The 23,883-nt window shown below is 42.7% G+C and carries 28 protein-coding genes and 2 rRNA genes (1 of these 30 only partly in view); 1 reads left to right on the top strand and 29 read right to left on the bottom strand.

Features of this window, described 5'->3' with window-relative positions:
- Positions 1-170: 170 nt before the first annotated feature.
- The 27 genes from VZF35_RS22135 to VZF35_RS22005 all read right to left on the bottom strand — a co-directional run bounded on the left by VZF35_RS22135 (position 171) and on the right by VZF35_RS22005 (position 21,434).
- On the bottom strand, positions 171-404 hold the full coding sequence (locus VZF35_RS22135) for a hypothetical protein (RefSeq protein ID WP_407308548.1): 234 nt from the start codon (positions 402-404) through the stop codon (positions 171-173).
- Positions 401-1,648: a trimethylamine methyltransferase family protein gene (locus tag VZF35_RS22130; protein ID WP_407314781.1), complete on the bottom strand. Its 1,248-nt coding sequence runs from the start codon at positions 1,646-1,648 to the stop codon at positions 401-403. Before VZF35_RS22130 ends, VZF35_RS22135 begins: the two co-directional genes overlap by 4 nt.
- Positions 1,649-1,667: 19 nt before the next feature.
- Positions 1,668-3,284 (bottom strand): L-carnitine/gamma-butyrobetaine antiporter, encoded by a 1,617-nt coding sequence (caiT, locus tag VZF35_RS22125; RefSeq protein WP_407308547.1) that lies wholly within the window; start codon positions 3,282-3,284, stop codon positions 1,668-1,670.
- 630 nt (positions 3,285-3,914) lie between these two features.
- Positions 3,915-4,346 (bottom strand): GNAT family N-acetyltransferase, encoded by a 432-nt coding sequence (locus VZF35_RS22120; RefSeq protein ID WP_407308546.1) that lies wholly within the window; start codon positions 4,344-4,346, stop codon positions 3,915-3,917.
- A gap of 48 nt (positions 4,347-4,394) precedes the next feature.
- Positions 4,395-4,652, bottom strand: a complete 258-nt coding sequence (locus VZF35_RS22115; RefSeq protein WP_407308545.1) for a hypothetical protein — start codon at positions 4,650-4,652, stop codon at positions 4,395-4,397.
- 1,140 nt (positions 4,653-5,792) lie between these two features.
- Positions 5,793-6,224, bottom strand: a complete 432-nt coding sequence (locus VZF35_RS22110; RefSeq protein WP_407308544.1) for a hypothetical protein — start codon at positions 6,222-6,224, stop codon at positions 5,793-5,795.
- A gap of 36 nt (positions 6,225-6,260) precedes the next feature.
- Positions 6,261-7,094, bottom strand: coding sequence for an N-acetylmuramoyl-L-alanine amidase (locus VZF35_RS22105; protein ID WP_407308543.1), 834 nt, complete (start codon positions 7,092-7,094; stop codon positions 6,261-6,263).
- A 13-nt stretch (positions 7,095-7,107) separates the two neighbouring features.
- Positions 7,108-7,473 carry a hypothetical protein gene (locus tag VZF35_RS22100; protein WP_407308542.1) on the bottom strand — a complete coding sequence of 122 codons (366 nt, stop codon included), beginning with the start codon at positions 7,471-7,473 and terminating at the stop codon, positions 7,108-7,110.
- A 288-nt stretch (positions 7,474-7,761) separates the two neighbouring features.
- Positions 7,762-8,103, bottom strand: coding sequence for a hypothetical protein (locus tag VZF35_RS22095; protein ID WP_407308541.1), 342 nt, complete (start codon positions 8,101-8,103; stop codon positions 7,762-7,764).
- A 17-nt stretch (positions 8,104-8,120) separates the two neighbouring features.
- Positions 8,121-9,614, bottom strand: coding sequence for a hypothetical protein (locus VZF35_RS22090; RefSeq protein WP_407308540.1), 1,494 nt, complete (start codon positions 9,612-9,614; stop codon positions 8,121-8,123).
- Positions 9,615-10,151 (bottom strand): YmfQ family protein, encoded by a 537-nt coding sequence (locus tag VZF35_RS22085; protein WP_407308539.1) that lies wholly within the window; start codon positions 10,149-10,151, stop codon positions 9,615-9,617.
- Positions 10,141-11,202, bottom strand: a complete 1,062-nt coding sequence (locus VZF35_RS22080) for a baseplate J/gp47 family protein (protein WP_407308538.1) — start codon at positions 11,200-11,202, stop codon at positions 10,141-10,143. Before VZF35_RS22080 ends, VZF35_RS22085 begins: the two co-directional genes overlap by 11 nt.
- Positions 11,195-11,632, bottom strand: coding sequence for a DUF2634 domain-containing protein (locus tag VZF35_RS22075; protein WP_407308536.1), 438 nt, complete (start codon positions 11,630-11,632; stop codon positions 11,195-11,197). The genes VZF35_RS22080 and VZF35_RS22075 overlap by 8 nt, the downstream gene beginning before the upstream one ends.
- Positions 11,629-11,994, bottom strand: a complete 366-nt coding sequence (locus VZF35_RS22070) for a DUF2577 domain-containing protein (RefSeq protein ID WP_407308535.1) — start codon at positions 11,992-11,994, stop codon at positions 11,629-11,631. Before VZF35_RS22070 ends, VZF35_RS22075 begins: the two co-directional genes overlap by 4 nt.
- Before the next feature lie 3 nt (positions 11,995-11,997).
- Complete coding sequence (locus VZF35_RS22065) at positions 11,998-12,987, bottom strand: terminase (protein ID WP_407308534.1); 990 nt, start codon at positions 12,985-12,987, stop codon at positions 11,998-12,000.
- 21 nt (positions 12,988-13,008) lie between these two features.
- A complete protein-coding gene (locus VZF35_RS22060; protein WP_407308533.1) occupies positions 13,009-13,413 on the bottom strand; it encodes a hypothetical protein in 405 nt (134 codons plus the stop codon).
- Positions 13,414-13,430: 17 nt separating this feature from the next.
- Positions 13,431-15,491, bottom strand: a complete 2,061-nt coding sequence (locus VZF35_RS22055; protein ID WP_407308532.1) for a hypothetical protein — start codon at positions 15,489-15,491, stop codon at positions 13,431-13,433.
- 25 nt (positions 15,492-15,516) lie between these two features.
- Positions 15,517-15,657, bottom strand: coding sequence for a hypothetical protein (locus tag VZF35_RS22050; protein ID WP_407308531.1), 141 nt, complete (start codon positions 15,655-15,657; stop codon positions 15,517-15,519).
- A 38-nt stretch (positions 15,658-15,695) separates the two neighbouring features.
- Entirely contained in the window at positions 15,696-16,073 is a 378-nt protein-coding gene (locus VZF35_RS22045) for a phage tail assembly chaperone (RefSeq protein WP_407308529.1), read from the bottom strand.
- A 20-nt stretch (positions 16,074-16,093) separates the two neighbouring features.
- Positions 16,094-16,537, bottom strand: coding sequence for a phage tail tube protein (locus VZF35_RS22040; protein ID WP_407308528.1), 444 nt, complete (start codon positions 16,535-16,537; stop codon positions 16,094-16,096).
- 12 nt (positions 16,538-16,549) lie between these two features.
- Positions 16,550-17,614 carry a phage tail sheath C-terminal domain-containing protein gene (locus VZF35_RS22035; RefSeq protein WP_407308526.1) on the bottom strand — a complete coding sequence of 355 codons (1,065 nt, stop codon included), beginning with the start codon at positions 17,612-17,614 and terminating at the stop codon, positions 16,550-16,552.
- A 5-nt stretch (positions 17,615-17,619) separates the two neighbouring features.
- Positions 17,620-18,099, bottom strand: coding sequence for a DUF6838 family protein (locus VZF35_RS22030; RefSeq protein WP_407308524.1), 480 nt, complete (start codon positions 18,097-18,099; stop codon positions 17,620-17,622).
- Complete coding sequence (locus tag VZF35_RS22025) at positions 18,096-18,503, bottom strand: hypothetical protein (protein WP_407308523.1); 408 nt, start codon at positions 18,501-18,503, stop codon at positions 18,096-18,098. The genes VZF35_RS22030 and VZF35_RS22025 overlap by 4 nt, the downstream gene beginning before the upstream one ends.
- Positions 18,496-18,837 (bottom strand): phage head closure protein, encoded by a 342-nt coding sequence (locus VZF35_RS22020; protein ID WP_407308522.1) that lies wholly within the window; start codon positions 18,835-18,837, stop codon positions 18,496-18,498. The genes VZF35_RS22025 and VZF35_RS22020 overlap by 8 nt, the downstream gene beginning before the upstream one ends.
- Complete coding sequence (locus tag VZF35_RS22015) at positions 18,834-19,403, bottom strand: head-tail connector protein (RefSeq protein ID WP_407308521.1); 570 nt, start codon at positions 19,401-19,403, stop codon at positions 18,834-18,836. Before VZF35_RS22015 ends, VZF35_RS22020 begins: the two co-directional genes overlap by 4 nt.
- Positions 19,404-20,023: 620 nt before the next feature.
- A complete protein-coding gene (locus tag VZF35_RS22010; RefSeq protein WP_407308520.1) occupies positions 20,024-20,152 on the bottom strand; it encodes a hypothetical protein in 129 nt (42 codons plus the stop codon).
- A gap of 739 nt (positions 20,153-20,891) precedes the next feature.
- On the bottom strand, positions 20,892-21,434 hold the full coding sequence (locus VZF35_RS22005) for a hypothetical protein (RefSeq protein ID WP_407308519.1): 543 nt from the start codon (positions 21,432-21,434) through the stop codon (positions 20,892-20,894).
- 733 nt (positions 21,435-22,167) lie between these two features.
- Here VZF35_RS22005 and VZF35_RS22000 point away from each other — a divergent pair.
- Positions 22,168-22,800 (top strand): S24 family peptidase, encoded by a 633-nt coding sequence (locus VZF35_RS22000; RefSeq protein ID WP_407308518.1) that lies wholly within the window; start codon positions 22,168-22,170, stop codon positions 22,798-22,800.
- Positions 22,801-23,286: 486 nt separating this feature from the next.
- Here the strand turns inward: VZF35_RS22000 and rrf are convergent.
- Together rrf and VZF35_RS21990 are read right to left on the bottom strand one after the other, a co-directional pair.
- Positions 23,287-23,403: ribosomal RNA gene (gene rrf, locus VZF35_RS21995) — 5S ribosomal RNA — on the bottom strand.
- Positions 23,404-23,526: 123 nt separating this feature from the next.
- A 23S ribosomal RNA gene (locus tag VZF35_RS21990) occupies positions 23,527-23,883 on the bottom strand; it runs 2,555 nt beyond the window's last position.

Below are 23,883 nucleotides of genomic sequence, written 5' to 3'. Positions count from 1 at the left end.
AGAATTATCTAATTAGTATTTTTAACTTTGCTTCTTATAAGGAGATTCGTTAAAGCAACACCCTTGATTTTTGTTGAAGCTGAACAAAAACACATTATAAAAACAGACGGTTTAACATAGGCATGTTAAAACCGTCTGCTTTACTGCTAAAGCCCTAAGAATTTGTGTTCTTATTTCTCTAATTGAGATTCAAACTCTTTTATGACTCCATCCATGATACTGATGGCAGCTTCTGATAACGGCGCTACTTTATGCTCCTTTATAATTCTCTCGGCTTCAACATAAGCACGTTCAGTGACATCTTGGCCGCCGGTCAAATCCATCCAGACTTCACGATTGCGCCGGTCAAAGATGTTGGCTATGGACATTTCTCTCATGTGTTTAAAGGTATGAGGATGGGTCATGAATTCTCCCCCGGACCAACTTCTTTTATAATATCCAGGGCTAAGGACTCGTCGCTTAAATCGATCCCGGCAATCACTTTGCGCACCCGGGTAAAGTTTTCGATATCCAGAACAAATTTGGCAAAATCAAAGGTTAGACCGGATTCCAGACAGCCTGCCCCATAAGTTATATTCGCGCCGGACAAGGTGGTCAACAGCATCGTAAGTGAAGATTCGTAGCCGGCTTGAGCATCAACCAATTTGCTATCGGTCTGTCCGCCGTTCCCCCAGAAAGGCAGCTTGTAATACTGGGCTACTCTGGCCAAAGCAGCGCTCAGTATGCCCCATTCCGGCGCCCCTACCGCAGCCATGGTAAAACGCAAGTCCATAATCGTACTGCAGGTGCAGTACATAGTGGGCGTGCCCTTCCTGGTCAATTGAGCCAAAACCAACGTGCTTAGAACCTCGGCATTATGCTGCACCAAGGTTCCGCCTAGGGTTGCCGGCGCGGTTGCACCGCTCAGCGCCATGGGGATGATTGCCACACCCGCGCCGCCTCTCGCCGCAGTGATCGTGCCTTCACAGCACTGTCTGACTAAAACTAAAGGACTGGTAGGACAAACGAAGGCGGTGACAAATGGGCGTTTCTCAAAAGCTTCCCTGCTTCCAGCCACCGCATAGGCCATTTCCAGGACTTTTTCGGCGCTAGTTCCCATACCAAAGGAGAGGAGAATATGCTTGGAGGTATTAGTGACCATAGCTTCAAAATTATGCAGGGTTTGAGCTCTGGGGATTTGATCGCCGGAACACAGTGCCCGCTCCACCATAGGCACCTGGTCATAGTAATCGCACAACAAGGTAGCCTGGGCCAAATCCTGCTTGACCGATCTCCGCACCCTCCTGCTTTTCCGGTCGATCACCTGGACATTCTCGCCAAAAGGACTAACGCCAGTTCGTTTGCCATCCACAGCATAATCATCCTTCTGGTCACGGCCATAAAAAACGATACTGCTTGGCGCCCAACGCAGGCAATCTTCAACCACATAGGAAGGAATCTTCACAATAGAATAATCACCATGTTTCTCCTCCATACAGCCGGCGGCGGCAAAGATTTGCGTCGCTTCTTCCAGCTCAACCTTGACCCCCACATCCCGTAAAATTTCCAAACTAGCGAAATGAATCAATTCCAATTGCTCTTCGGTAAACGTATTTAAACTAAAACCAGACATCATAGGAATACCCGATCTTAATGTTCTCACACCCATCACAATTCTCCCTCTTTACTTAACAGGATTTGACATCGGAGTTCTTCACAGCGCTGCCTTCAATGACCGGCGGTGCAGCTTTTAGGGCACCCCGGTGGAAATCTCCCCAATCATCTGCCTTAATCACCTTAAAGAAACCAACGATGATGATCATAAAGATAAACAGCATGGGTAATGATACCAGAACGCTGGAGGTTTGCACCGCTTTCAATCCGCCGATGGCCATGAGAACCAAGGCCAGGATTCCCAAAACGAAAACCCAGGAAATCCGGTTCCAGCCAGCCGGCTCCTGCTCACCCGTTATTTTCTTGGTGCTCAGGATGGCTAAGGTGTATGCAGTGCCGTTTAATAAGGTAATCGTTGCTAACAGGGTCATTAAGAGCATAGCAAAAAGGAACATCTTAGGAATAGGCAGCGTTGCCCACACTTGAACTACCGCAGGTGCATTACCCAAATTGTTCAAAGTATCTGCCAACTGCGGCAGCCGCTCACTGATAAAAGTGTGCAAGGTGTAATTGCCAAAAACGGCGAAGAAAATCCAGACACCAAACCCTGTTGCGGTTAAAATAGCAATACAAAATTCCCTAACCGTACGCCCTTTGGAAATCCGGGCAAAATAAATACCCATTTGTGAGGCATAGCTGGCCCACCAAGCCCAGTAGAAAATAGTCCACCATTGAGGAAAACCGTTAAAACTTTTGTTGGCAAAAGGTTCGGTGTAAAAGCTCATTTTAAAGAAGCCTTGCATCATATTACCCAAGCCTTCGCAGAAATTATTCAGCATGAAGACTTTAGGTCCGACAAGGAATACAAAAGCCAAAACCGCAAAGATCAACCACATCCGAATGTTGCTGATCCATTTAATCCCTTTATGTAGTCCGCTGTAAACGCAAAGAGAGATGGCGATGATCCAGAAAATGATTAAGCTGACATCCATGGCCATCGTCCGCGGAATGCCGAAAACAGAAACAATCAGTTCGCTGGCCAATGGTGTCGCCAAACCCAAGGTTGTGGCAATCCCGCCCACAATAGAAAGGATCAGCAGAACGTCAATCACCTTGCCCACCCAACCGCGAGTAATTTTTTCGCCCAAGAGCATGGAGGCGGCACTGCTGGCTCTATTCACATCTTTCTTTTTAACCCAGAACATATAAGCGAAGGCCGCGCCCAAGGCACAATACATGGAGTTGCCGGTAAAACCCCAGTGAAACAAGGGATAAGCGGTTGCCCATTGGAAGGCTTCGTAAGAATATGGTTTTACGTTAAAGGGAGGTCCTATAAGATAATAAAATGGTTCAATGGTCGCCCACAAAACTACCGATCCGCCTAAAGCAGCAGTGAAAATCATAGAAAGCCAGCTAAACGTGGAGAATTCAGGTTTTTCACTGCCAAATCTAAGATTCCTGTATTTGCCAAAGATCAAATATAAACAAACTAACAAACAGCCAAAGGTAAAAAACTGATATAACCAGCTAAAATTACCAGTGACAAAGGCAAAAGATTTATCGATTATTTCGCTAGCCCTTTTTAGATTCATACCTAGATAAGCGCAAACCGCCATGATCAAAATAATTGGTGTGAGATACAAGACTTTATCAATCTCCAGCTTTTCCGCGGTTTTCTGGGTATCACTCATCGCCTTTCTCCTTCCATGTTCACGAATTTTCCCTGGCATATTTCTCTTGACCTTGACCTTACCTCCTTTTCCTTTTGAATTTCACTGTCCATCAACAGTACCTGTCATCTGCCTGTAATTTATCGCAAGATTCATGCCACGGAAGATAATCTTTAACATAGACTTTAATAAAATTTCCCAACCTGAAAGAATTGCCGTATCAGGCCATTTTCTTTTATAGATTATCTACTTGATTAATTTCATCACCCTTAGATGCTAGGGTAGTGTAATATAACGAAAAAAAGCGTAGGATATTGTATATTTATCTACAATATCCTACGCTGTGCACCTGATGGCGCCTTTCCCTACGCCTGATTAACCTCTATTTAAATTTTAGTAATTATATTTAAAGTTTTGCCTCCATTAACGCCAGAATTTCAGCCTTTAGCCCACTTGTTTATCATAACTAGCTTCTTCTCAAACACTACTTTCTAATCCGTGCCATGACGACGCGGTCCTTGCAACCAATTGCACATAACATTCTGAGGGGGTGCTACGTGGGTCGAACTTGGTTTAACAGTATCACTTGACTTTTGTAAGGCAGAAACAGTTACATGAGTCAAGTGAACCATAGATAAACCAATATGGGAATTAGGCATTCATTTCATTAATACTGAGATTTCTATAAATCAAATCATTTCGTTTAATAAAGCCAATAGATTCCCAAAATTTGTTTCCTAAATCATTTGAAGCAAATGCAACAAGTGCAACTTTATTTATTTCTTCCAATCTCAATGCACTTAGTGTGGCATTAACCAAAGCTTTTCCAATTCCCTTTCCACGAAAATCAGGGCTAACTGCTGTATGATAAATATATCCTCTTCTTCCATCGTGTCCACATAATATTACACCTATAATCCGATTTTCAATTTGTGCGATATAATTTGTGGTAGGATTTCTTTTCAGAAATTTTTCTATACCTTCGAGTGAGTCATCTAAACTACGCATGCCCATACCTTCTGTATTTGTCCAAAGTTGATATACTTTGTCATAGTCTTCAATTGACATTACCCTTATTTTCATATTGTTTACTCCTTTGAAACAAGTTTAGATATTGAAGCCTCAATATTTTTAAATCTGTTTAAGAGTGGTTCCCTTTGATTGTGCTAATCCATCTTCTACTCCGAGTTGGTAAACGATTTCTAGCCGAATACCTTTCGCTAAATTAGCTGATATCTCATACTCAAGCATGAGTGAAGATGATGGTCCGAGTCGCTCCATTATTTTACGTCCTAATTCAATCATTCTTTCTACGTGTTTCCTATAGGTAGCGTTCTTTAAAACCAACTTGTAAGCGTCCACAAAAATACGTTCTTCAGTCTCAACCATCATTATTCCTCCTTAAATTCGCTTGCCGAAGGAGGTTATTATTGGATATAATTGCAGCATCAGGAATCTCTTCTTCGGAAGCGGTTTTTGGGAAGGAAGTCCGAAAACTCTTGCTGGGGTGTTGGGCTTCCTTGTGAATTTTCTATTACGTCTAGTGGGTGCCTCTTACTAATTGACTTCTTGCAGTTCTATTCTTAGGCCACCAGGTCACCAGGCCATCATGCCTTGGTAACTAAAATATTTCTTCATCCAGAAACCATATTTAATTACTCTCCGCTCCATATCATATCTCACGCCCATTACAAAAAAACTTACCTGTATATTTACCTATCACTTCCATATCCATTCATTTAAAGATCTTTATTTCCAAGACGGACGTCACCTCAAATGAGAACGTTTTATCTATCCATTAGAACACATGTTCTTGTGGCTTGCAAGGGGTATTTTGTCGCTGCATATTGCTTCCGGTGTGTCGAATTACGCATTATTCTTTCTGGGCTATCCTTTTGCAAAGCTTCTAATCTATTTCAAGACTTTCCACTGTCATACCCACTAACTATATTTTCTGGCGCCCTCTGCCCTTTTCTATGGACGCGAGATAATCCTTGCTGATCCCTGATTTAATTGCCCCCCAAGCTCTCTTCCCCTTTTGCGCCATATTCGATGTTGCCGCCTATCCCCACAATTTAACTCGTCCTTATTGTTAGGTACTTTTGGAATATGAACCTATTGCTTTGTCGAATACGCACGATGCGTATCGTACGATGCACATGTCTCACTGCTAAATATCTTTGGGACATTCAGTCGAAACATTGTCTGGAATAGTTATGAGCTTTAAATTACGTGCTAAGTCAATTGAAGTGAGCTAGAATTTTCCGGGTAATTAATTACTGGGAATATTTGATGAGAAGTGCCAAAGAGCGATGCCTCCCGGTCCAGATGTCCCTCGTAATTGAGGTGATCTGAACCTGCATTTCTCTAACTTAATAAATAGATAAACCACAAACAATAGACAAAGGCCCCAGCATTAAGCTGAGGCATTTGTCTATTGTCTATATTGATTTTGGGCCGGACTTTCAACGAGCTAAGGCTTAATTGCCGTCTAGTTATCGAAGCTTGTCTCCTGTATTAGTACCGATACTATTGGACCAGCCTCTGTTCGCTCTGCTTCATAATATATACTGCAGCTTCTGCCGTGTCCCGGATGGATTGTTCCAGCGCAGGGGTTAATTCACGGCCACTTAATTTAATCATATCCACCGCGTATTGAGTAGCCTGTTCCTTTCTTAAATCCGGAGGAAGTTGACCACTATTATAAAGTTGTTGCGCTGAGTGTACGCCGGCCTGTGTTACTTTTAGGACCATATCAATGATATTCTCAACAGGTGAAGGAATGAACGTTTTAAGCGCGGTGTTAGTTTTCTCCGCCGTATCCACGATGGCATCAGCAATCTGCATCTCTTTGCTTGGATCCTTACCTTGTTTAACTAAAACCTGTATTCCGAACATCATCCCAAAGAAACACATTAAACTCAGAATACCAATTAACAAGGTTATCGTTTGAGTATTCATGACTCGTTTCCCCCATTCAAGTATTTGACAGAAGTATTACGCACCAGTTGCACTCACTGCAACTGAGGTATCTCCCCACGTTTTTCCTGACAGAATTGTTTCATTGTGATGCCCGACTGTCCCGCCGCCGATAATGGTCAGATGCTCTGCCTTAAAAACGTCTGCAGGAGGTTTTTGATCATCCAACCTAATAAAAACGGCACAGTTTCCTAATTTGATGGATTCTTTGCGTGCCGCTAAAAGATAATCATCAATTCCAAAGGCCAAAACAGCTTCCTTCACGTCATATTCCTCCTTTTTCTGTGCGTTGACACTTACTCCGAAGTAATCTCCAATTCCCTGGGCAATTGCTAGTGCAGCCTGATCCATCTTGGCCAAGATCGTGGCTTCTTCAGAATTGATAAAGCCGTACTCAACCAACGATGCTGGCATATCCGTCTCTTTACACACATACCACCCAGCAAATCTCAGGCCACGGTCTACCATCCCAAGCTGAGATGCCATTCGGCCACAAATAGCCCTGGCCAGCTTCTCTCCTTCCCCTCCAGGGGCTGAAGCATACACTTCATTGCCAAAAGCGTTTACGACGGCGGAGTTGTTGTGAAAGGCGATGAATACTTTTCCTCCCAAAGTATTAGCCACATTCACCCGATTCTTTAGATCTAGCGTTTCACTGTATGAATCTGAACAGAAGTCTTTGTCCGTTTCCCTAGTGAACCTTACCTGGAACCTGCCAGTTGGCACTAGATACGCCGCTGTTTTTTGGGCTAACATTAGAACGTTATTTTTTTCTTGTGTTGTCAAACCTACAGCTCCCGGATCTGCACCACCGTGGCCGGGATCGAAGATTAAATCAATTAAATCACTCACGTTAACACCTTCTTCATTTTCCAAATAGATTCGGTAGAAATTCAGGGTTTACGTTATGGCCTATCGCTGCAAGTGTAACGATAACCGCCAAAGTCACTGTTCCCTTAATAACCCACTGTCCGCCTGGGGAATTCCAGAACCCGTTAGCCTTTTCCGCATTTTCCTGGGCTATCTCCAGAGAAGAAACTCGTTTTTCCATTGTTTCCAAAGCCTTTGTTGAGTTCTCTAACAATTGCGTCAGTTGGCCTACAATAATCTTTAAGTCTGTAATAGTCTCGGAATGAGCGTTTATCCTCTGCTCTGCTGTCTCCATCTGCTTGTCCAGCCCTTTGTGCGTTCTTTCGCAGGCTTGCTCTGTTACTGAGTTTTCCGCTGTCATAGCCCCGTCTCACTCCTTTTTGGGCATAAAAAAATGGCCAAAAAAACAGCCCTAATTCAAAGGCGTTTGCTTCATTTAATGCGTCTACTGTACATTTGAATGTTACATTTTTGCCTTCATCTGGCTCAATTGCTTTAACACAATGATCCTTGTTAATTAGATTCAACAGATCACAAAGAAAATTACAAGTGGACAATCTTTCTTGGCAAGATGTTCCCCCATCCACGAAGCCATAGTCTCGTCAGGATCGCCGTCTAAAATCGTATTATAATCGGTCTATAGATGTTATTAACTATATAAGGTATACCCTACTCTGCAGGTAGCATCACCAGTAGGTGAATTGTTTTTATAAAGATTGATATAGAAGCCTGTTTTAAAATTGATTCTAGTCGTCACTGGTACAGTAGACGAGACCCCAGCACAATAATATTTCTCAACTAAAGCAGAAGAGTAAATAGAACCATATAGAACGCCATCCACATATATATCACATACTCCGGACACTACAGCATTTACGTTAAGATAAACTCGTGCCCAGTCAATAGTACCTTTACCTGTGACAGAAAGCACTGTAGTGGGTATTGTACCACTATTGGTATATACAGGACTGATATAAGATTTCACAGACATTAAGACTCCCCCTATGATTAATTGGAATAACCCACCTGCCCAGATGCAGTACCAGCAGTCGAGTTGTTTTTATATAGATTTACAACGAGGCTAGTTGTGAATCTAATGTTTACTGTTGTAGGAGTTGAGCCACCACCCTCTCCATACAAGTAAGAATAAATACCAGCACCATTAGCACCGAAGGTGGTAAATAGAGTACCATCAATGTATATATCCATTACACTTGAAATTGCACCACTTACACTAAAGTAAGTGTTGGCCCAGTCAAGTGTTCCAGGACCAGCAACGCTTATTACCTGAATCGGAGTGATCGTTGCATTTTGAACAAGAGCACTCACTTTAGAGCTATAAAAATTTTGTGGTATTGCCGATCCTGCTATCCCAAGAATACTTGTTCCAAAAACAATGTTATAGGGCTGAAAATTACCATCATCTACATAAGAGGCAACCGAACCATCATAATACCCAGCTTGTGGCCTAACATATATCCTTCCAGCCCCAGTGCCTGCGATACTATTAGCAGGGCTATCTGCACTAGAATGGTTAGGCATTGAACCTGCATATTTATTTCCATCGCTGCCATAAAAATTTAATCCATTAAGAACATGTCCTACCGTATCAACAGTAGTGTCAGACACATCTACAACTGTAGACTTACCTGACACTCCAAAAATACTTATCCCTTTTTTAATATTCGAAGTTACTAAGTTCGCATCACCAGCTATTGTTTGCGCACCAGAGAGATACTCCCCTGCGGCAATTGTTTGCGCTGCTGTCCCAGGCGTATATGTCTGTGCAGACTTACTAGGCATGGTTCCTGTAATCTGTCCAATATCTACTGTAGCTGTTGCGCCATTTAATAGTTGCGCTGCTGTTGCATTTCCTCCACCTCCTTTACCCTGTACAATAAAATTTCCTGTGGTGGAGTTGTAGCGCATAGAGTAAATGATTCCTGCCTTTAAACCTCCGGAAGTAATTGCGTTGCCAAGGGAATCTAAAATTGTTTTTGCACCCAATCCATTTACATTCAGGGTTGATGCTCCCGTAGAATTGACATTAATCTTTATGGCCACGGCGATCCCGTCAACATAAGACGTAGGGGCAGGATTCAATGCTACAATATAGGTATTAGCGGCACCGGTAGCTGCCGAATAAGGTACGTGGTTCACATTATCCGCCAAATGTGCAGTAACGGTAGTTTGATCGGCCTTACTTGCTATTAGGTTAGTCATTGTGGTTGCAAAATTCGGGTCATCGCCAAGGGCATCGGATAATTCTTTCAAGGTGTCTAAAGCCCCAGGAGCAGCCGCAACAAGTGCAGCTATTTTTGTATCGGTATATCCTTTTGAATTCGTTTCAGCAGTGTTCGCCTTGGCCTGTGCACCTATCGGTGTTTCTTTAGTGGCTATAGCTGCATCAATTAAATCCATGTTCGTATTGATAACCGTTATATCAGCATTATCTGTTAAAGCAGGCTTAACTAAGTTCAAATTTGTTGTTAAGGTTGACAATTATATCACCCTCCCATTTATTATTCCGTCCCATGTACCGGTCTTTACGGTTGCCCAGGTTGTGGTTTTCACCTTGCTCCACTGGGTGTACAAAAAAGTGTAAGTAACTGCTAAATGAGCCGGCTTAATTTGGTTTATAACATCCTGTAAATCGGATAAATTTGGCGGAATACCTATAGTCCCTACGAACATGACTTCAAAGGAATAGATACTTGGATGCTCGATGACAGCCACCTTACCGTTGCTGAAACTGCCGGCAACATTTTGAATCAGATTTACCGTTACGCTCCCTGAACCCCTTAGCTTGGCAGTGACAACAGTCCTCCGGTAATTTATATCCTTGCTGTGATCCGTGCTAATTCCGAGTAAACTCTCCCAATTGTCCAAGCCCCATGTTGCTGTATTTACGAAGCATTGATTTACGATATCTTGAATGGAATTATCCAAAGTATCTATTTCCAATTGTTCTGCATTTAGGAGAGTTGAAAAAATCCTGGTATTGGCTATGGCTGGTGGTAAATAATCCTTAAGGAGCATTTACTGTTACAGTTCCTATCGTTGCTATTTGCTCGCTCCCGATTGTTACATTAGCTGTGCCACCATTCACGGTTAATGTGTTGTAATCGGTCACTCCTGGCGTGGCTAAAATTAAGGAGCCTATGACTGCGAAGCTTACATAGTTCTGTTTGAAGGCAATCTCTTTTAAATAATTCCAGATCTCAGTGATCACCGCTGTTTGAATCTGCGCCTGTGTATAGGCGGTATTTCTCACAACATTAACACTTATGTTTATCGGCAGGGCAGCTGCACTTTCATAGGTTACTATTACCCCTATAGGCCGTTGGGATTCTACATAACCACTTAGCTTAGTTAGTAATGGATCTGAAAGAGGCTGCATGTTGCTGTCAATGGCACAGACTTTGACAGTACCGGCACCGTTCCACAAGGGAAATACTTGCGCTCCTCCTATACCCGGAACTTGCAATGCCCACTGACTATAATGGGCAACATTGCCGCTGGTCGGGGGGGATTGAACTTGAATTAAAAGTCTTTGAAGTAGCGCTTCATCTGTTTCAACATCGTTCCCCCCGATAATAGGACTTAAGTTATTGACCCCTGTGATTCCACTTATGACTGTTGGGATCTGCGTTATTGTTGCAGCGGGTACATTGTAAGCAATGCCAACATTGACGGCTTGAATATTTATAGTTGCTAGGCCCCCAACAATGACTCCCGGCGCTGTCGTAGTGTACCTCAATCCCCCTGGCGTTTGAACTGTTGTACCCAGAGGAATAGGCGTTGCCTCCGTGCCGGTAAAGGTTGCTTCACCAGTCGCGGCGGTACCGGGTTTTCTAGTTAGTCCAAATTCACCACACCTTAAATCCAGCTGTGTTGAATATCCATTGGCAGCCGCGCTTTGAGCGAAGACCATATTAAGGACTTCGTCAAGTTGCATTTCACTTTGAGCAACCTCTTGGCTTGCTGGAGAAAGTGCGTCATAAATCAAAGAACCTTCTGATTTGTCTATATCAGAAGGAACATTACCCAGCATCCTATTTAATATCGTCGAACTTGTCTCGCTAAACATTGATGTTTTCCTCCCCATAGGTCGTTGTTACGGTAAAGCCAACATCCATCTTACTGCCATCGATACTTATGTCGATATTTTTAACACCTGTAATGTATGTGTTAATGAGCAATGATTCTTTCAGATACCGTTCCAGCTCGGATCTTAAAGCACTAACTGAAAGTCCCTGGCCGATTAAAGATCCTAGTTCATTGCCGTAACTTGAGCTATAAGCTCGATACCTGTTTTTCGGAGTGTGCAGGGCTTTCCATATCCACACCTTAACTGCTTCCTTACCCATGACAATCACATTTTTCCCATTAACCAGCAAAAAATCATTCCTATCAAAATCCCATGCGTATTCCTTAGCAAGTGGTAAATCAGCCGAAGCAATCACTGTCGCCTGAATGAGGTCGCTCACATTGATAGTTTCCGTTGGAAATATACTCATGGACTCACCACCTTTGCCAATATGATGTAGGTCTGCTCGTCCAACGTTGGGATTAAGGCCACAAGATCATCAACCCTCAAACCATCCGTAAATTTGATTTCTCCATCAGGCACCCCCACGCTGGTGACACTTCCCTCCGTTGTGCTTCCGCTGGCCGGAGTCGTTGGAATATTGATTTTCCGTTCATAGTTCGGCAGTACATAATCCGCAGCCAAGAGATTCTCCTTTCCGATTTGCAAGTCTCCCAGCTTAAGAGTTAGCGGATTAAGAGAAACAACCAAACCTATCTGGACATAGGGTGTGTTATTTTTACTCCCTTGAGTTCTCATGTGGTTAAGGAGTGCGCTGTATGGGTTTCTCACTTGCTAATCCCCCTTACTGTCCATCTGATTTTTAAAGCTCAGGTTTAAAGACATCGTGTATTTGCCCGTGGCAGGTTCCCAAGTGTGTGTATCTCCCTCAATGTACATCACCGTGTTTTGTAACGTGCTGACATAAAATATTTTACTGTTTACGGCATAACCGGTTCGGCAATCCCAATTTCCTAAGGCAGAAATGGTTACATCAGTCTGTAGGTCTGTCAACATTCCATTGGCAACTGAATCACTGTCTTTGTCGGCCTCTTTGATGTAATTTTCTTGGATTAAGCCATATTCATTGATCCAACTACTGTTGCAGACTTCTCCGACATAATTATTTTCACTGTCGTAGATTTTCACCTTGTTAACCATGCCATCCAACGTATCCTTGTAACTGGTGCTTAAGACGTTATTATTCGTGTCGTCAAATTGGGACCTTAGAGTGTAGTTGGTCACCACTTTACCCTTTTCGATGACACACAGCTTTGCGCCGTCCATCACAGGAATATACTTTTTACCATTTGTTTTAGAGGCTTGAGTGTACATTTCCATGATAGCTTCATAACCTGTTTTTTGAGCTAAGAGTCTATTTACCTTAATTCCGGTGCTCGCAATATCCCCAGTCTCCACTCCTAGTTCAAAACATATCTGGCGAGTTGCATCTTCTGGCGTAATGTTAACGAAATTATAGGTCACCTTGGATTTGGTTAGGTAGATTAAATAATCATAAGCAGGAAAGGTTAGTTCCTCGGAATCAGAATTGATTTCTCTGTCCCAAGCTAAACCTCTGAATATTTCTTTGCCATCCATTAGCAGCCAAACCTTTGTGCCTGGTCTGATTTGTGCTCTCGGCTGACTCCTATCCCAAATAGGATAAGCGAGAGCGATGTCTAATTTTCTCGCAACCTGTGCTTTGTCCCCGGTGCTGCTTATGCTCTTAATGGCATTGGTTATATCTCTTACGACCCCGTTGTAAAGACTGTAAAGTTTAATCATAGTTCTATCCCACCCTGCCTATCAAGTTAGGGTTATTGTCCTGTACTCCTTTAGGTTTAGACTAAAATATACATCTCCTGTTCCGTCATGCTCACCATATTCAAAGTCTTCTATGGTACATTCTGTATTGATTGCTCCGGTTACCAGGTACCTAATTGGTTTCCCACTTAACATCCATTTTTCGATCAGATCTGTACACTCCTTCGGTGTCGGTAAAGGGCTATATTGGCAAAAGCTATACGCATGGTTAGGGAAGAAGGATTCTATTGTTGGGATCTCGGACAATTTCGCTTTTCCTATAAAACTCACTTCACCGATACCTTCTACGATAGCAGTGCTGTTATTTTGAGACCTTTTAATCGAATATGTCGGTGGAGGAACGGGAAGTTGTAATTTTTCATCACCCTGGATTAGCCAAAATTCCATTGCCATATCCCCCTTATCTAAGCCATATTCAGTGCTGTTTCGTTGATCTTTAGCAGCAGCGCATTGGCGATCTTATCAATGTCCGCTTCTTCGCGAACTATAATCGTATCTGCAAGCTTTGCGATAGAGAGACTTTTCCCGTTTGACTTGCTGCTCGCACTCGATGAACTTCGGGTGCCGTTGTAAGGGTTTTCGCTGGCTCTTTGCACTCTCTCGCCTTTGTGCAGCTCGGCAATATATCCGTCAAAGGGAACGTAATCAAGGCCGTTCGCATGGCTACCCCTTACTGCTTGCATCCCATCAGCCGTGCTATTGCCTGAAGTGTCTAAGGCAATCTTGCCTATCAAAGGTATATTACCGAAGCCTGGGATATTTTTAAGAGCTCCAATTAAACCATTAATTAAATCGATGGCTCCGTTTACACCCATAATAAATCCATTTTTAATTGCTACCCCGACTTCGCTAACCTTTGTCTTGACTGTGTCAAAGTTATTGTAGAGCAAGATTAATCCACCAATTAGTAGACCGATACTTAATATAATAAGACCGATCGGATTTAGATTCATTGCAAAGTTTAAGGCTGATTGTGCGGCAGTTACTGCAATTGTTTTCAATTCTATTGCCCCCATCACGACTTTATAAGCCCCAAAAGCAATAGCTATCCCTTCAATAAAGGGCTTTAATGTTGACCAGTTTGTTTTGAAAAAGTTATAAGCAAGTGCAGCCTTATCCATTACACCGCCAAGTATATCCACGATAGCGGGTAGGCCAACCGTGCCCATCCACACAAGACCAGGCTTTAGGAATTCAAAGGTATTTTTTAATCCTGTCCCAACTTTTACAAGGAGTTCGCTTATCTTTGGAAATCCTACGTTAGTAATCCATGCAATAGTTGGTTTTGACGCTTCAAACGCATCTATTAAGTGCTGCTTCAAAGCCGGCAACTTACTTACTGCAAATCCTATCCCATCGGCTATCTTAAGACCAAGCTTTTCAATTTGAGGGCTGTATTGGTCAATAAGAGCAATAACACTCTTCATGGCTGGTTTAAGTCTTTCCAACATTTTAAGACCTGTATCCTGAATCAATGAGCCTGTTTTTCCCACGACTGCACTCACAAGACCTGTGCCAGTGTCTGCTTGCTCCGTCGCTCCACCTTTAAAGGAGGGGCTTAATTTTTTATCGACAAGCATACCGAAAGCCGTCTTGGTATCCGACTCCGACATGTTGTCATCCTTACCTTTACCAGCATAACTTTTAAATTCATCCTCGCTTACCTTAACGCCAAATTCCTGCAGGCCATCCATTGATCCATTTTTGGCGCTAGCTAAGGCCTCCATAGCCTCGCTGATCGTTTTCCCAGGATTTAGGGCAGCCATATCCTCAGAGAGCTTTACTAGCTCCATTGCTCCTTTGGTATCTCCACCCGTGACGCTTACGGCACTGGCTCCGGCGCCAACAACGTCTGAGGTTAGAATATGTGTGTCATTGGAGTTATTTCTTAAATCCTTCATGAAATCGGCACTTATGCCCGCTACATCAGCAGCACTCTTACCAGGATTATTTACACCTATAGAATGTTGTACGGCTAATTGCTGATCTTCCAGTGTCGCACCACTCTTCATGACAGTTGAAACTCCGTCCCAGACCGCTGAGCCTACTGTCATAATCCCTGACGCCAGAGGTTTAAGCGCTTCAAATTTGCTTTTTATGCCCTTTACGGCATTGCTTGCTTCATCCTTAACACGAACTACAGGAGCTACGGCTTGGTTGCCCAGTTCAGCTGCCTCATCTCGGATTCTTCGTATTTCTCCGGTAGCGTCGTCCTGTACCGCTGCCCGAATCACAATTCTATCCTTCAAAGGCTCAATTGAAGAGCGGATCCTCGATATACTTTTGATAGCGGACGCCGTATCTATCCTAACCTCATTGCGTTGCCGGGCCATTCTTTCCAGCGCCTTGCGCGTTGTTTCTACATTTCGGCTAAAGACTGACAGCTCACTTCTTACCCCTTTTAGCGTGGCGCTCATATTATCTCTAAGTGTTAATGTAGCTCCAATAACGATATTTCCTGCCATGCTCTCACCCCCTTAAAGACAAGGGTCACTTGGCTAAATAAACCAAATGACCTTGCTTCCATTCCTCTGCCTTTTCTTCAAACGCTAACTTCATGCTCGCTAAAAGGAAGAACTTTCCTTGATTGGATAAATTCAAAAGGTAATCCAGCGTGAATCCTTTCTGCAAATAATAGTGCATAAAGTACAACTCTGAATTACCTTTTATCAGTTTTTTACATCTTCGACAACACTTACGGAATCAGTGCCATATCCAGCGAATCCAATGATTTCTTTGGCAATGGAATCGATTTCGCCAGAGTCTAAGATTTGATCCAGTACCTCGTATCCGGTAGCATTGTAGGCGGCTTGTAAAGCTGTGTCCTTAAAACTTGGTTCAGTCACGCACTCATACACTAGGTAGGAGTTTCCAGCGCCTTCTCCGATCTCATAGCTGTCAAGAACCGCTGCCCGGCTTGGTTTAACAATCGTTACAGTTGCATTTAGGGATTTAACATATAACTCTCGAGTTTCAGCCTTTCTGGCCTTAATTTTATCCGCATTTGCGATTAAATCAGCAATGCTTAATTTTTTCTTAACTTCCATAGTAACATTCCTCTTCTTCTTTATTGCACGTCAATCGTGTCAATGAAGTCGGCATCATCGGCAGTGAATCCGAATTTGTATTCATCTTCGCCCTTCTTACCGTTTTCGAATTGCATTAAGGTTAATTCGTCAAACCATACGTTTCCTATAGAAATACGCTCGGATTGTTTCCCAACCGTATCCGGATCTTTTAGTTTTCCTACAAGCGTACTGCGCGGATCTTCACCTTTTTTCCAAGCTTCCAGCAGATTCTTCTTTCCTCTGCTAAATACCTTCTTGACCTTCATAGACCCTTCACCCTTTAGGCCCACAAGTTTCGAATCCTTGTTCATGCCGATGACGACATCTTCCCTTTCGGCAGTTACCTTGGCCTCAAAGCTTTCTAATTCAAATACTAACTCACCGTCCCACCAAACCTGACCCCAGGAACCATTGATTTGATTATTGCCTCTAATTTTTGCCATGAGTTATCCCTCCTATACAATTAACATCGAGAAATCCAGGTCTTCCATAGCGTCAAGCGGGCTGCCGCTTGCTTTAATAAAGACTTTACTTCCCGTGTTGTATTCCTTGATTTGCGCAGTCTGCAAATTTGTGACATCAACGCCAATTGACTGCAGGTATTCAGTTTGAGCATCAACATCGATTTCGGCTACAGCGTCAAAATCCGGGTCCAAAACCTCATCTTTTTGCAATCCTTTGAAATAGAGATTGATATAGGCAATAAACAGGACCTTGTTATCGTAGAAATTGTTAACTTTACCAACATATTCGTTTTCAAATGCATCCCGAATATCGTCGCGGATCAGATCAATGGCTTCCATGATTTTGATCTTCTTAAACTTGGCTCCTTTTGTTGCCGTTGTAGTGGTTAGACTGTTTACACCTCTGCCTATCTTGATATGCTCACCGTCATTGACCAAGATAAGCTTTCCGGCGTCGATGTCATCATCTGGAGTGGCTGTTTCAGTGATGCTGTCAACTTCAGGCAAAACGTAATAGGTCGAGCTTTGGATGAAGGGCAGACCGGCTAATATCCCTGCGATTCTGGCGCAATAAGCCGCTGTTGTATAAGTTGCTTCACCGACTTTAATGCCTGTTCCGGCAAAGTTTATGACCCCCTCATGGTCCGAAATACTGTTCGGCAATACCGCTTTAAACGTCTTTTTGTCGGTATCTCTCTGCGACTTGATCCAAGTCGATACCGTAGCAACGTCACCTTCAGCTATTTCGGGAACCGCGAGATAATTCCATTTCTTATTGATTAATCTTGCTAGCACATCGCTGTAATCCACAACTGCCGCATCGATTCGTTCAACGATAACCTTTGTCGGAGCACCCAGAAAGGTCTTATTGATATAATCCAGGTTTGCAGCTGTCCAATCCAAAGGATCGATCTGGGTGGCATCCGTATAGATTTTCGTGTCGAATGTGCTCCTTGTTGAGTCCTTCAAGATTAGGGCGACAATACCTCTCGCGCTTCTGGCGATTGCAGTTGCAGCTAAGGTCTGAAACTGGATATTTATTTCAGGCAATCCCATAGTTTTTATTCCTCCTTGATTTCTAATTCTTGCATCAGTTCTATTTCTCCCTCGGTATAACCCAAGCTTTCGTCAATCTCGGTCATCATTACCCACTGGCTATTGACTTCTTCCTCATCGACGTCATTTAAAAATTCCAGGTCAAACTTGAATTGTAAGACGTTGTCGATGATTTGATGCCTCTTATTCTTCAAAGTAATGGTCCGATCTCCTATTTTCAGGTTATTAAAAAAAGCCATGTTTAACTGGTCAAGCATTTTTAGGTTAGCCAGATCTGTCTTTTCTGCTGAAAAGTAATGGATATTGACCGTTAGAAGTTTTTCTTCGTAGTCGATATAAGGTGTATCGCTAATGGGTATCATTTGGACAAAAAATGCAGGTGGTTTGAACCCACTCATTTCCTCATTGGCGACTACCTTCACAGTACCGACATTTAGCTTCAGGACATCAATTACAGATTTCTTAATATCAACGTATCCGATCATAGTTCTAATTCCTCCAAGGTCCGGCTGATGAAGACGTTCAACTCACCGCTAAATTCAGTCTCCTTCTTTATCATCGCCTTCTCAAGCATATGGACACCAGGAGAAAAACCATATTCCCCGTCCTGATTTACAATTCTGTGCCCATTTTCGTTTACGTAGGAAAGAGGGGCATGATTCGTCACTGTCGATTCAATGAAATCTGCAGACGCTCCTCTTTTGCTTTGCGTCGCTGTTTTCCAGTGTGCCTTTGTAACGTCATCTGGAGTGTCATGCATGGCTTGAGTTTTGACGTCATTGGCTTGTTTCTGCATGAACCTTTTTGCTTCAGCAGGGTATGTCTCACCAATGACCCTGGTAAGATATCTCTCAAACTCGGTTAATCCTCTGATTTCAAAACTACTCATTATAAACACCTTCTTCTATCAGGGTGCAAAATAAATGAGTTTCGATGTTCTGCTCTTTGTCGTTGACGACGTGGTCTATGCTGTAGGATTTCTCTTGGTAAACTACACGCATAGCCGTATCAATATCTTCACGATACCTGATTACGATCTCGCAATAGATATTTTCAACGTTTTTTTCTGCTTTTAGTGGTTCATCGATCTTTATATAACTCTTGAGAAAATGAGCCCAAACCTTAGCAAAAGATTGCCATTGCTTCATCTCTTCGCCGACTTCATTTTCCACTCTGGCATAGTTCTGAATATCAATCTTTTTGTTAAATTTTACAGACTTCATACCGGCACCACACTATTCAAATAGAGAAAGGCATCCCGGACATTTTCAATCTTTGTGCGTTCATCCGGCGAATAGTCGTCGTAGGCTAATCTCATTTGCATGACCATCGCCCACTTGACTGACTCTGGAACTTCTGAAGCATCGCCGTAGCCGGCGACAAACCGAATTCTCACGGCATTGATCGGTTGAAGGGCGGTTGAGGGCCATTGTTTGTTATAGCCCAGGGCAATTCGATTCACAAGGCTATCCGTGTCTACGATGTAGTTTTCAGCATCGAAGATGTATTCCGCTCCGTCTGTTCCATAGTATTTAACGCTTACAACGCTTTGAATGGGAGAGAAGCTCGTGAATTCGATATAGTTTTCACTCGGAAAACTATCCAACACCAACTCGATCGTTTGAGTGATATACCTGCGTTTCTGATAACCTTCGCAATACTCACGGGCTTGGGTTATCAGGCTGGTTATAATCGCATCATCATCATCCCCACTAATTCGCAGATGGTGTTTCGCTTCCTCTAGGCTCAGGGGTTCCATTGCTGGCGGTGTAATTACCTTCAGTCCCATTTACTTCACCTTCTACCTTTGCTAACTGAATAAAATTTACAACTTCTTGTGGGTTCCCTGGCCAACCTTTTCCAATGCCATAACCGTTTGGGGTATAGGCCTTTTATCCACCCACTGGGCGATAAGATTAAATATAAAGCTGTTCGCCTCATGTGCTTATGATGATAAATAGTAAAAACAGCCACAAACTGCATGGCTGTTTTTACGCTGAGTATGGAGCTCGCCTTAGATGCACTGCCTCCTTCAAACCAATCTATTAGTTTTTGGCTTGAGCTTGATAATGTTCTTAAAAAGCATCTTTCGATGGTGTTTGTTATGATTCCCATTTTTCACCTCCTTTCCAGAGAGCCGAACCATATGAGAACGATTCATTGGCAATCCACGCTGAGGCAGGATTGGTTTGCTTTTTCCCAGATGACATCTTTTATGTCATGCTTTCGGCAAGTGCGTTGATCATTAAGAAGTTATTTTTGCTCTCATACAGATTGTCAGTGTCGGAATATGTGAAACAAGTTTATATCTGACACAATTGAAATCTTAGTACCTGGGTATCATTAACGATTGCCTTAAGCAGCTATAAACTAATTTCTCCTTTTGGAGCTGAAACAAGCTCTTTTTCTTTAATCCAGCATTATCCCTTTATTCGTCCTCATCATCCGATCAAAAACTTCAAACCTCTTTGTATCCTCATACTTAATCTTTGGTGGGGGTTTAATCGGTTCTTTTTTAGGATTCGTTTTCTTTATCATTGTTCTCCCTCCTATTCCCCCTAAAAGAGTCGAAACTATAAGACTTTTGATCAATAGAGTTTAGAAAATCTTGATCATCTGATACAAATCAAAAAATTATCTTGAGGCAAATGTCTTTTTATAAAAAGATACATGAGTCCAAGTAATGAGGCTTGTCCATGAAATAATACCTTCCGAAGGTTTCTAACAATAAAATAAAAGCCCCCCTTACGGACGACTTTCTTTATAACATAATACCATGGATTTTAGGTGGAAATCTGCCAACTCACTGCCATGTTACTGCCAGATTTTCTTAAGCACTTAATTCGGATCATCACCAAAAGCATTGAACAATTCACTCCCCTTACCTAATTGATTGTGGAGTCCATACCATGAACTGTCGATAATAGCATAACAAAAGCCGCCCTTTCGGACGACTTTCTTTATAACATAATATCATGGATTTAGGGTGGAAATCTGCCAGCTCACTGCCATGTTACTGCCAGATTTTCTTAAGCACTTAATTCGGATCATCGCCAAAAGCATTGAACAATTCACTCCCCTTACCTAATTGATTGTGGAGTCCATACCATGAACTGTCGATAATAGCATAACAAAAGCCGCCCTTTCGGACGACTTTCTTTATAACATAATATCATGGATTTAGGGTGGAAATCTGCCAACATTTTGCCACATTACTGCCAATGAAATTCTAAGTAATTAATGATAAAATTAAGCAATTCACAAAAATCCCAACTCCTCAAAACTTAATCTGCTCTCTCTTGACGTACCCAAACATCTGCGCTGCCAAAATTATAAGTTCATCCTTCATACGATAATAAGATCTCACTGCCACCATAATTTCTCCAGCTATCCAAAAATCTTTATTAAATCTCTGGAGATACTTAAGTTCAATTAGCTCCCTTTCTCTTGTCCCCAAGGAATTAAGAAAAGTATCGACCTCTTGAATCTTCAATATCAGGTCATTTATTTCAATTTCAAGTTCCAATCGTTTTGTACCATATTCTCCGGTTTGATCACTTGTACTTCCGATGGAGTGACCATTGCTTAAACTAATCTGAGCCGTATTGCTGGGAAATTCCCTCTCAAGCCGGGCTGTAAGGATTTGCAGCCGCAGTTTATCTTGAGTATAAGTGGTAAATCTGCGGACTGTTTTTTGGTACCACACCGGCTTCTCTCGTTTCTTCTTTTCCACTGTAACTATTTTAGTCTCATTAAAAGGCATATCCTTAATTCCTTTGAAATTCCTCCACTCCATTTCAGGGAGTTTTATTTCGTTCATATCTAATCCTCATTTCTCAAATTATTACTAGTGAACGATTCACACGTTCAGGCCCGATCAAAGATTCGAGTTTAGTCAAATTTATAGTATAATCAGGTTAAGATATTTTCTGTAGAGCTTCCGTTGGCGCGGAGGCTTTTTTTGTTCGCGTTTCCATAAGACCTATACTCATCATTGTAAATAATGTTCAAGATATTCATGCCACACCAGCCATCTTGAGATTGATTACCCTAGCCAATATTGCGGTCTGTTTTTTGTCATCTTGATAAATCCCCTCCCATTGTGTAACCATATTTTTAATGGCTTAGGCAGATACTGCTGAGTTTAGCAACGTAAATGGGAAATAGTATTTATCTCATTTCTTCGGCGGTATTACTAAAAATACCGTAATCACCTCTACCTCAGGGATACTTCATAAAACAAATACCATTGATCTTATTGGCAGAGTGACCACTGCTATACCTGTTTATGCTGCAAAACTTTCGATAAGAAGTATTTTGCCCCCTTATTTGGTCTTTCACGGAGTCAAGCTCAGGGTATTTTCTGAGTTTCGGCATTTTAGTGCACCTCCTATTCTACAATGCGTTTCTCAACAATTTCATTATAGCATCCTCTCGAATTGTGTCAATGAGTTTCGCAATAAATTCTATGTATTTTCCTGTGTGGTTATTGCTTTTATATACATTTAGAAATATAATAACATCTGAACAAAGAACACAAGGGGATGATCTTGATGAATGATTATTTCAACAAGGATCTGTTTAGGCAAAGACTTTTAGAAACTATGAAAGACAATAGCGATACTACTTATAGCTTGGCGAAATACTTACATTTGAGTCCTTCGGCAATATCTCGCTACACAACAGGTGACATGGCTCCAAAAATCCCTACAGTCCAAGCGATAGCTGATAAGTATGGAATAAGACCTTCTTGGCTAATGGGAATTGATGGCGAAGGCAAGTATCCAGAAGCAACGGAAGCAGCAAAGAGAATTCCTATTTTAGGTGTTATCGCAGCAGGAGTACCCATTCTTGCTCAGGAAAATATTGAGGGTTTCGAATATGTACCCGAGAACCTTGATGTAGATTTTTGCCTGCGAATTAAAGGAGATAGTATGATTGGAGCATACATTTTTGATGGGTCCTTAGTCTTTATTCGCCAACAACCCGATGTTGAGGCAGGAGAGATCGCAGCTGTTTTAATCGACGGACAAGATGCCACTTTGAAGCGTGTTTATAAGATTAACGGGGCAGTTATTCTTAGGGCAGAAAACCCAAACTATCCCGATCAAATATACACCAAAAAAGAAATGAGAGATGTTCGTATCCTTGGTAAAGCAATACGTTATATATCCGAAGTAAGATAAAGATGGCGTGCGTAATTAAAGCGACCCAATGAAACGTTCCGTACAACCATATTTATGGATCAAGATGTAACTTGTTAACAGACCTACTTAAACCAACTCTCACCTTATCTGAACAGGTGAAATCCGCTTTCATTCTTATTATTTTACTTACACGAACACAAAGAGACTATCTCCTTAGAGATAGCCTCTCGCTTGTTACCTGGCGATGACCTACTTTGCCAGGGGCTTGCGCCCCAAGTATCCTTGGCTCTGGAACGAAAAGCGGATGAGCTTTTCGCCACACTGCAACTTGTAACGCGCACTCCTGCAGTGTGGATCCTTAACTTCCGTGTTCGAGATACGAAAAGCGGACGAGCTTTTCGCCACGTTGCGTCCCGTAACGCATACTCCTGCAACGTGGATCGAACGGGTGGAACCCCGGTGCTTTGCTTTCAATTTCTTTCATGAAACACAGAAAGACTGCCTTATGGCAGCCTTTCGCTTGTTACCTGGCGATGACCTACTTTGCCAGGGGCTTGCGCCCCAAGTATCCTTGGCCCTGGAGGTCTTAACTTCCGTGTTCGAGATGGGAACGGGTGGAACCCCTCCGGCATGATCACCAGATCTTTGAGATCGTCTCGTCCTTGCGAACGCTGTTCTCTCAAAACTGCACAGAGTTTCTTTCTAGCTTCGTCATTAGTCCCTTGAGCCACTTTTACCCTAGTCATGTTCATGATGCTGATTCGTTAGGTCAAGCCCTCGACCGATTAGTACCAGTCAGCTCCACACCTCACGGCGCTTCCACATCTGGCCTATCAACCTGATCGTCTTTCAGGGGTCTTACCGAGTTTTCACTCGTGGGAAATCTCATCTTGAGGTCGGTTTCGCGCTTAGATGCTTTCAGCGCTTATCCGCTCCGAATATAGCTACCCAGCGATGCCTCTGGCGAGACAACTGGTACACCAGTGATTCGTCCATCCCGGTCCTCTCGTACTAGGGACAGATCCTCTCAAATTTCCTGCGCCTGCGACGGATAGGGACCGAACTGTCTCACGACGTTCTGAACCCAGCTCACGTACCGCTTTAATGGGCGAACAGCCCAAC

Origin of the sequence: Desulfosporosinus paludis, from assembly GCF_045689965.1 — a bacterium.
Lineage (GTDB): Bacteria > Bacillota > Desulfitobacteriia > Desulfitobacteriales > Desulfitobacteriaceae > Desulfosporosinus > Desulfosporosinus paludis.
This window is presented reverse-complemented; position numbering and strand designations above follow the sequence as displayed.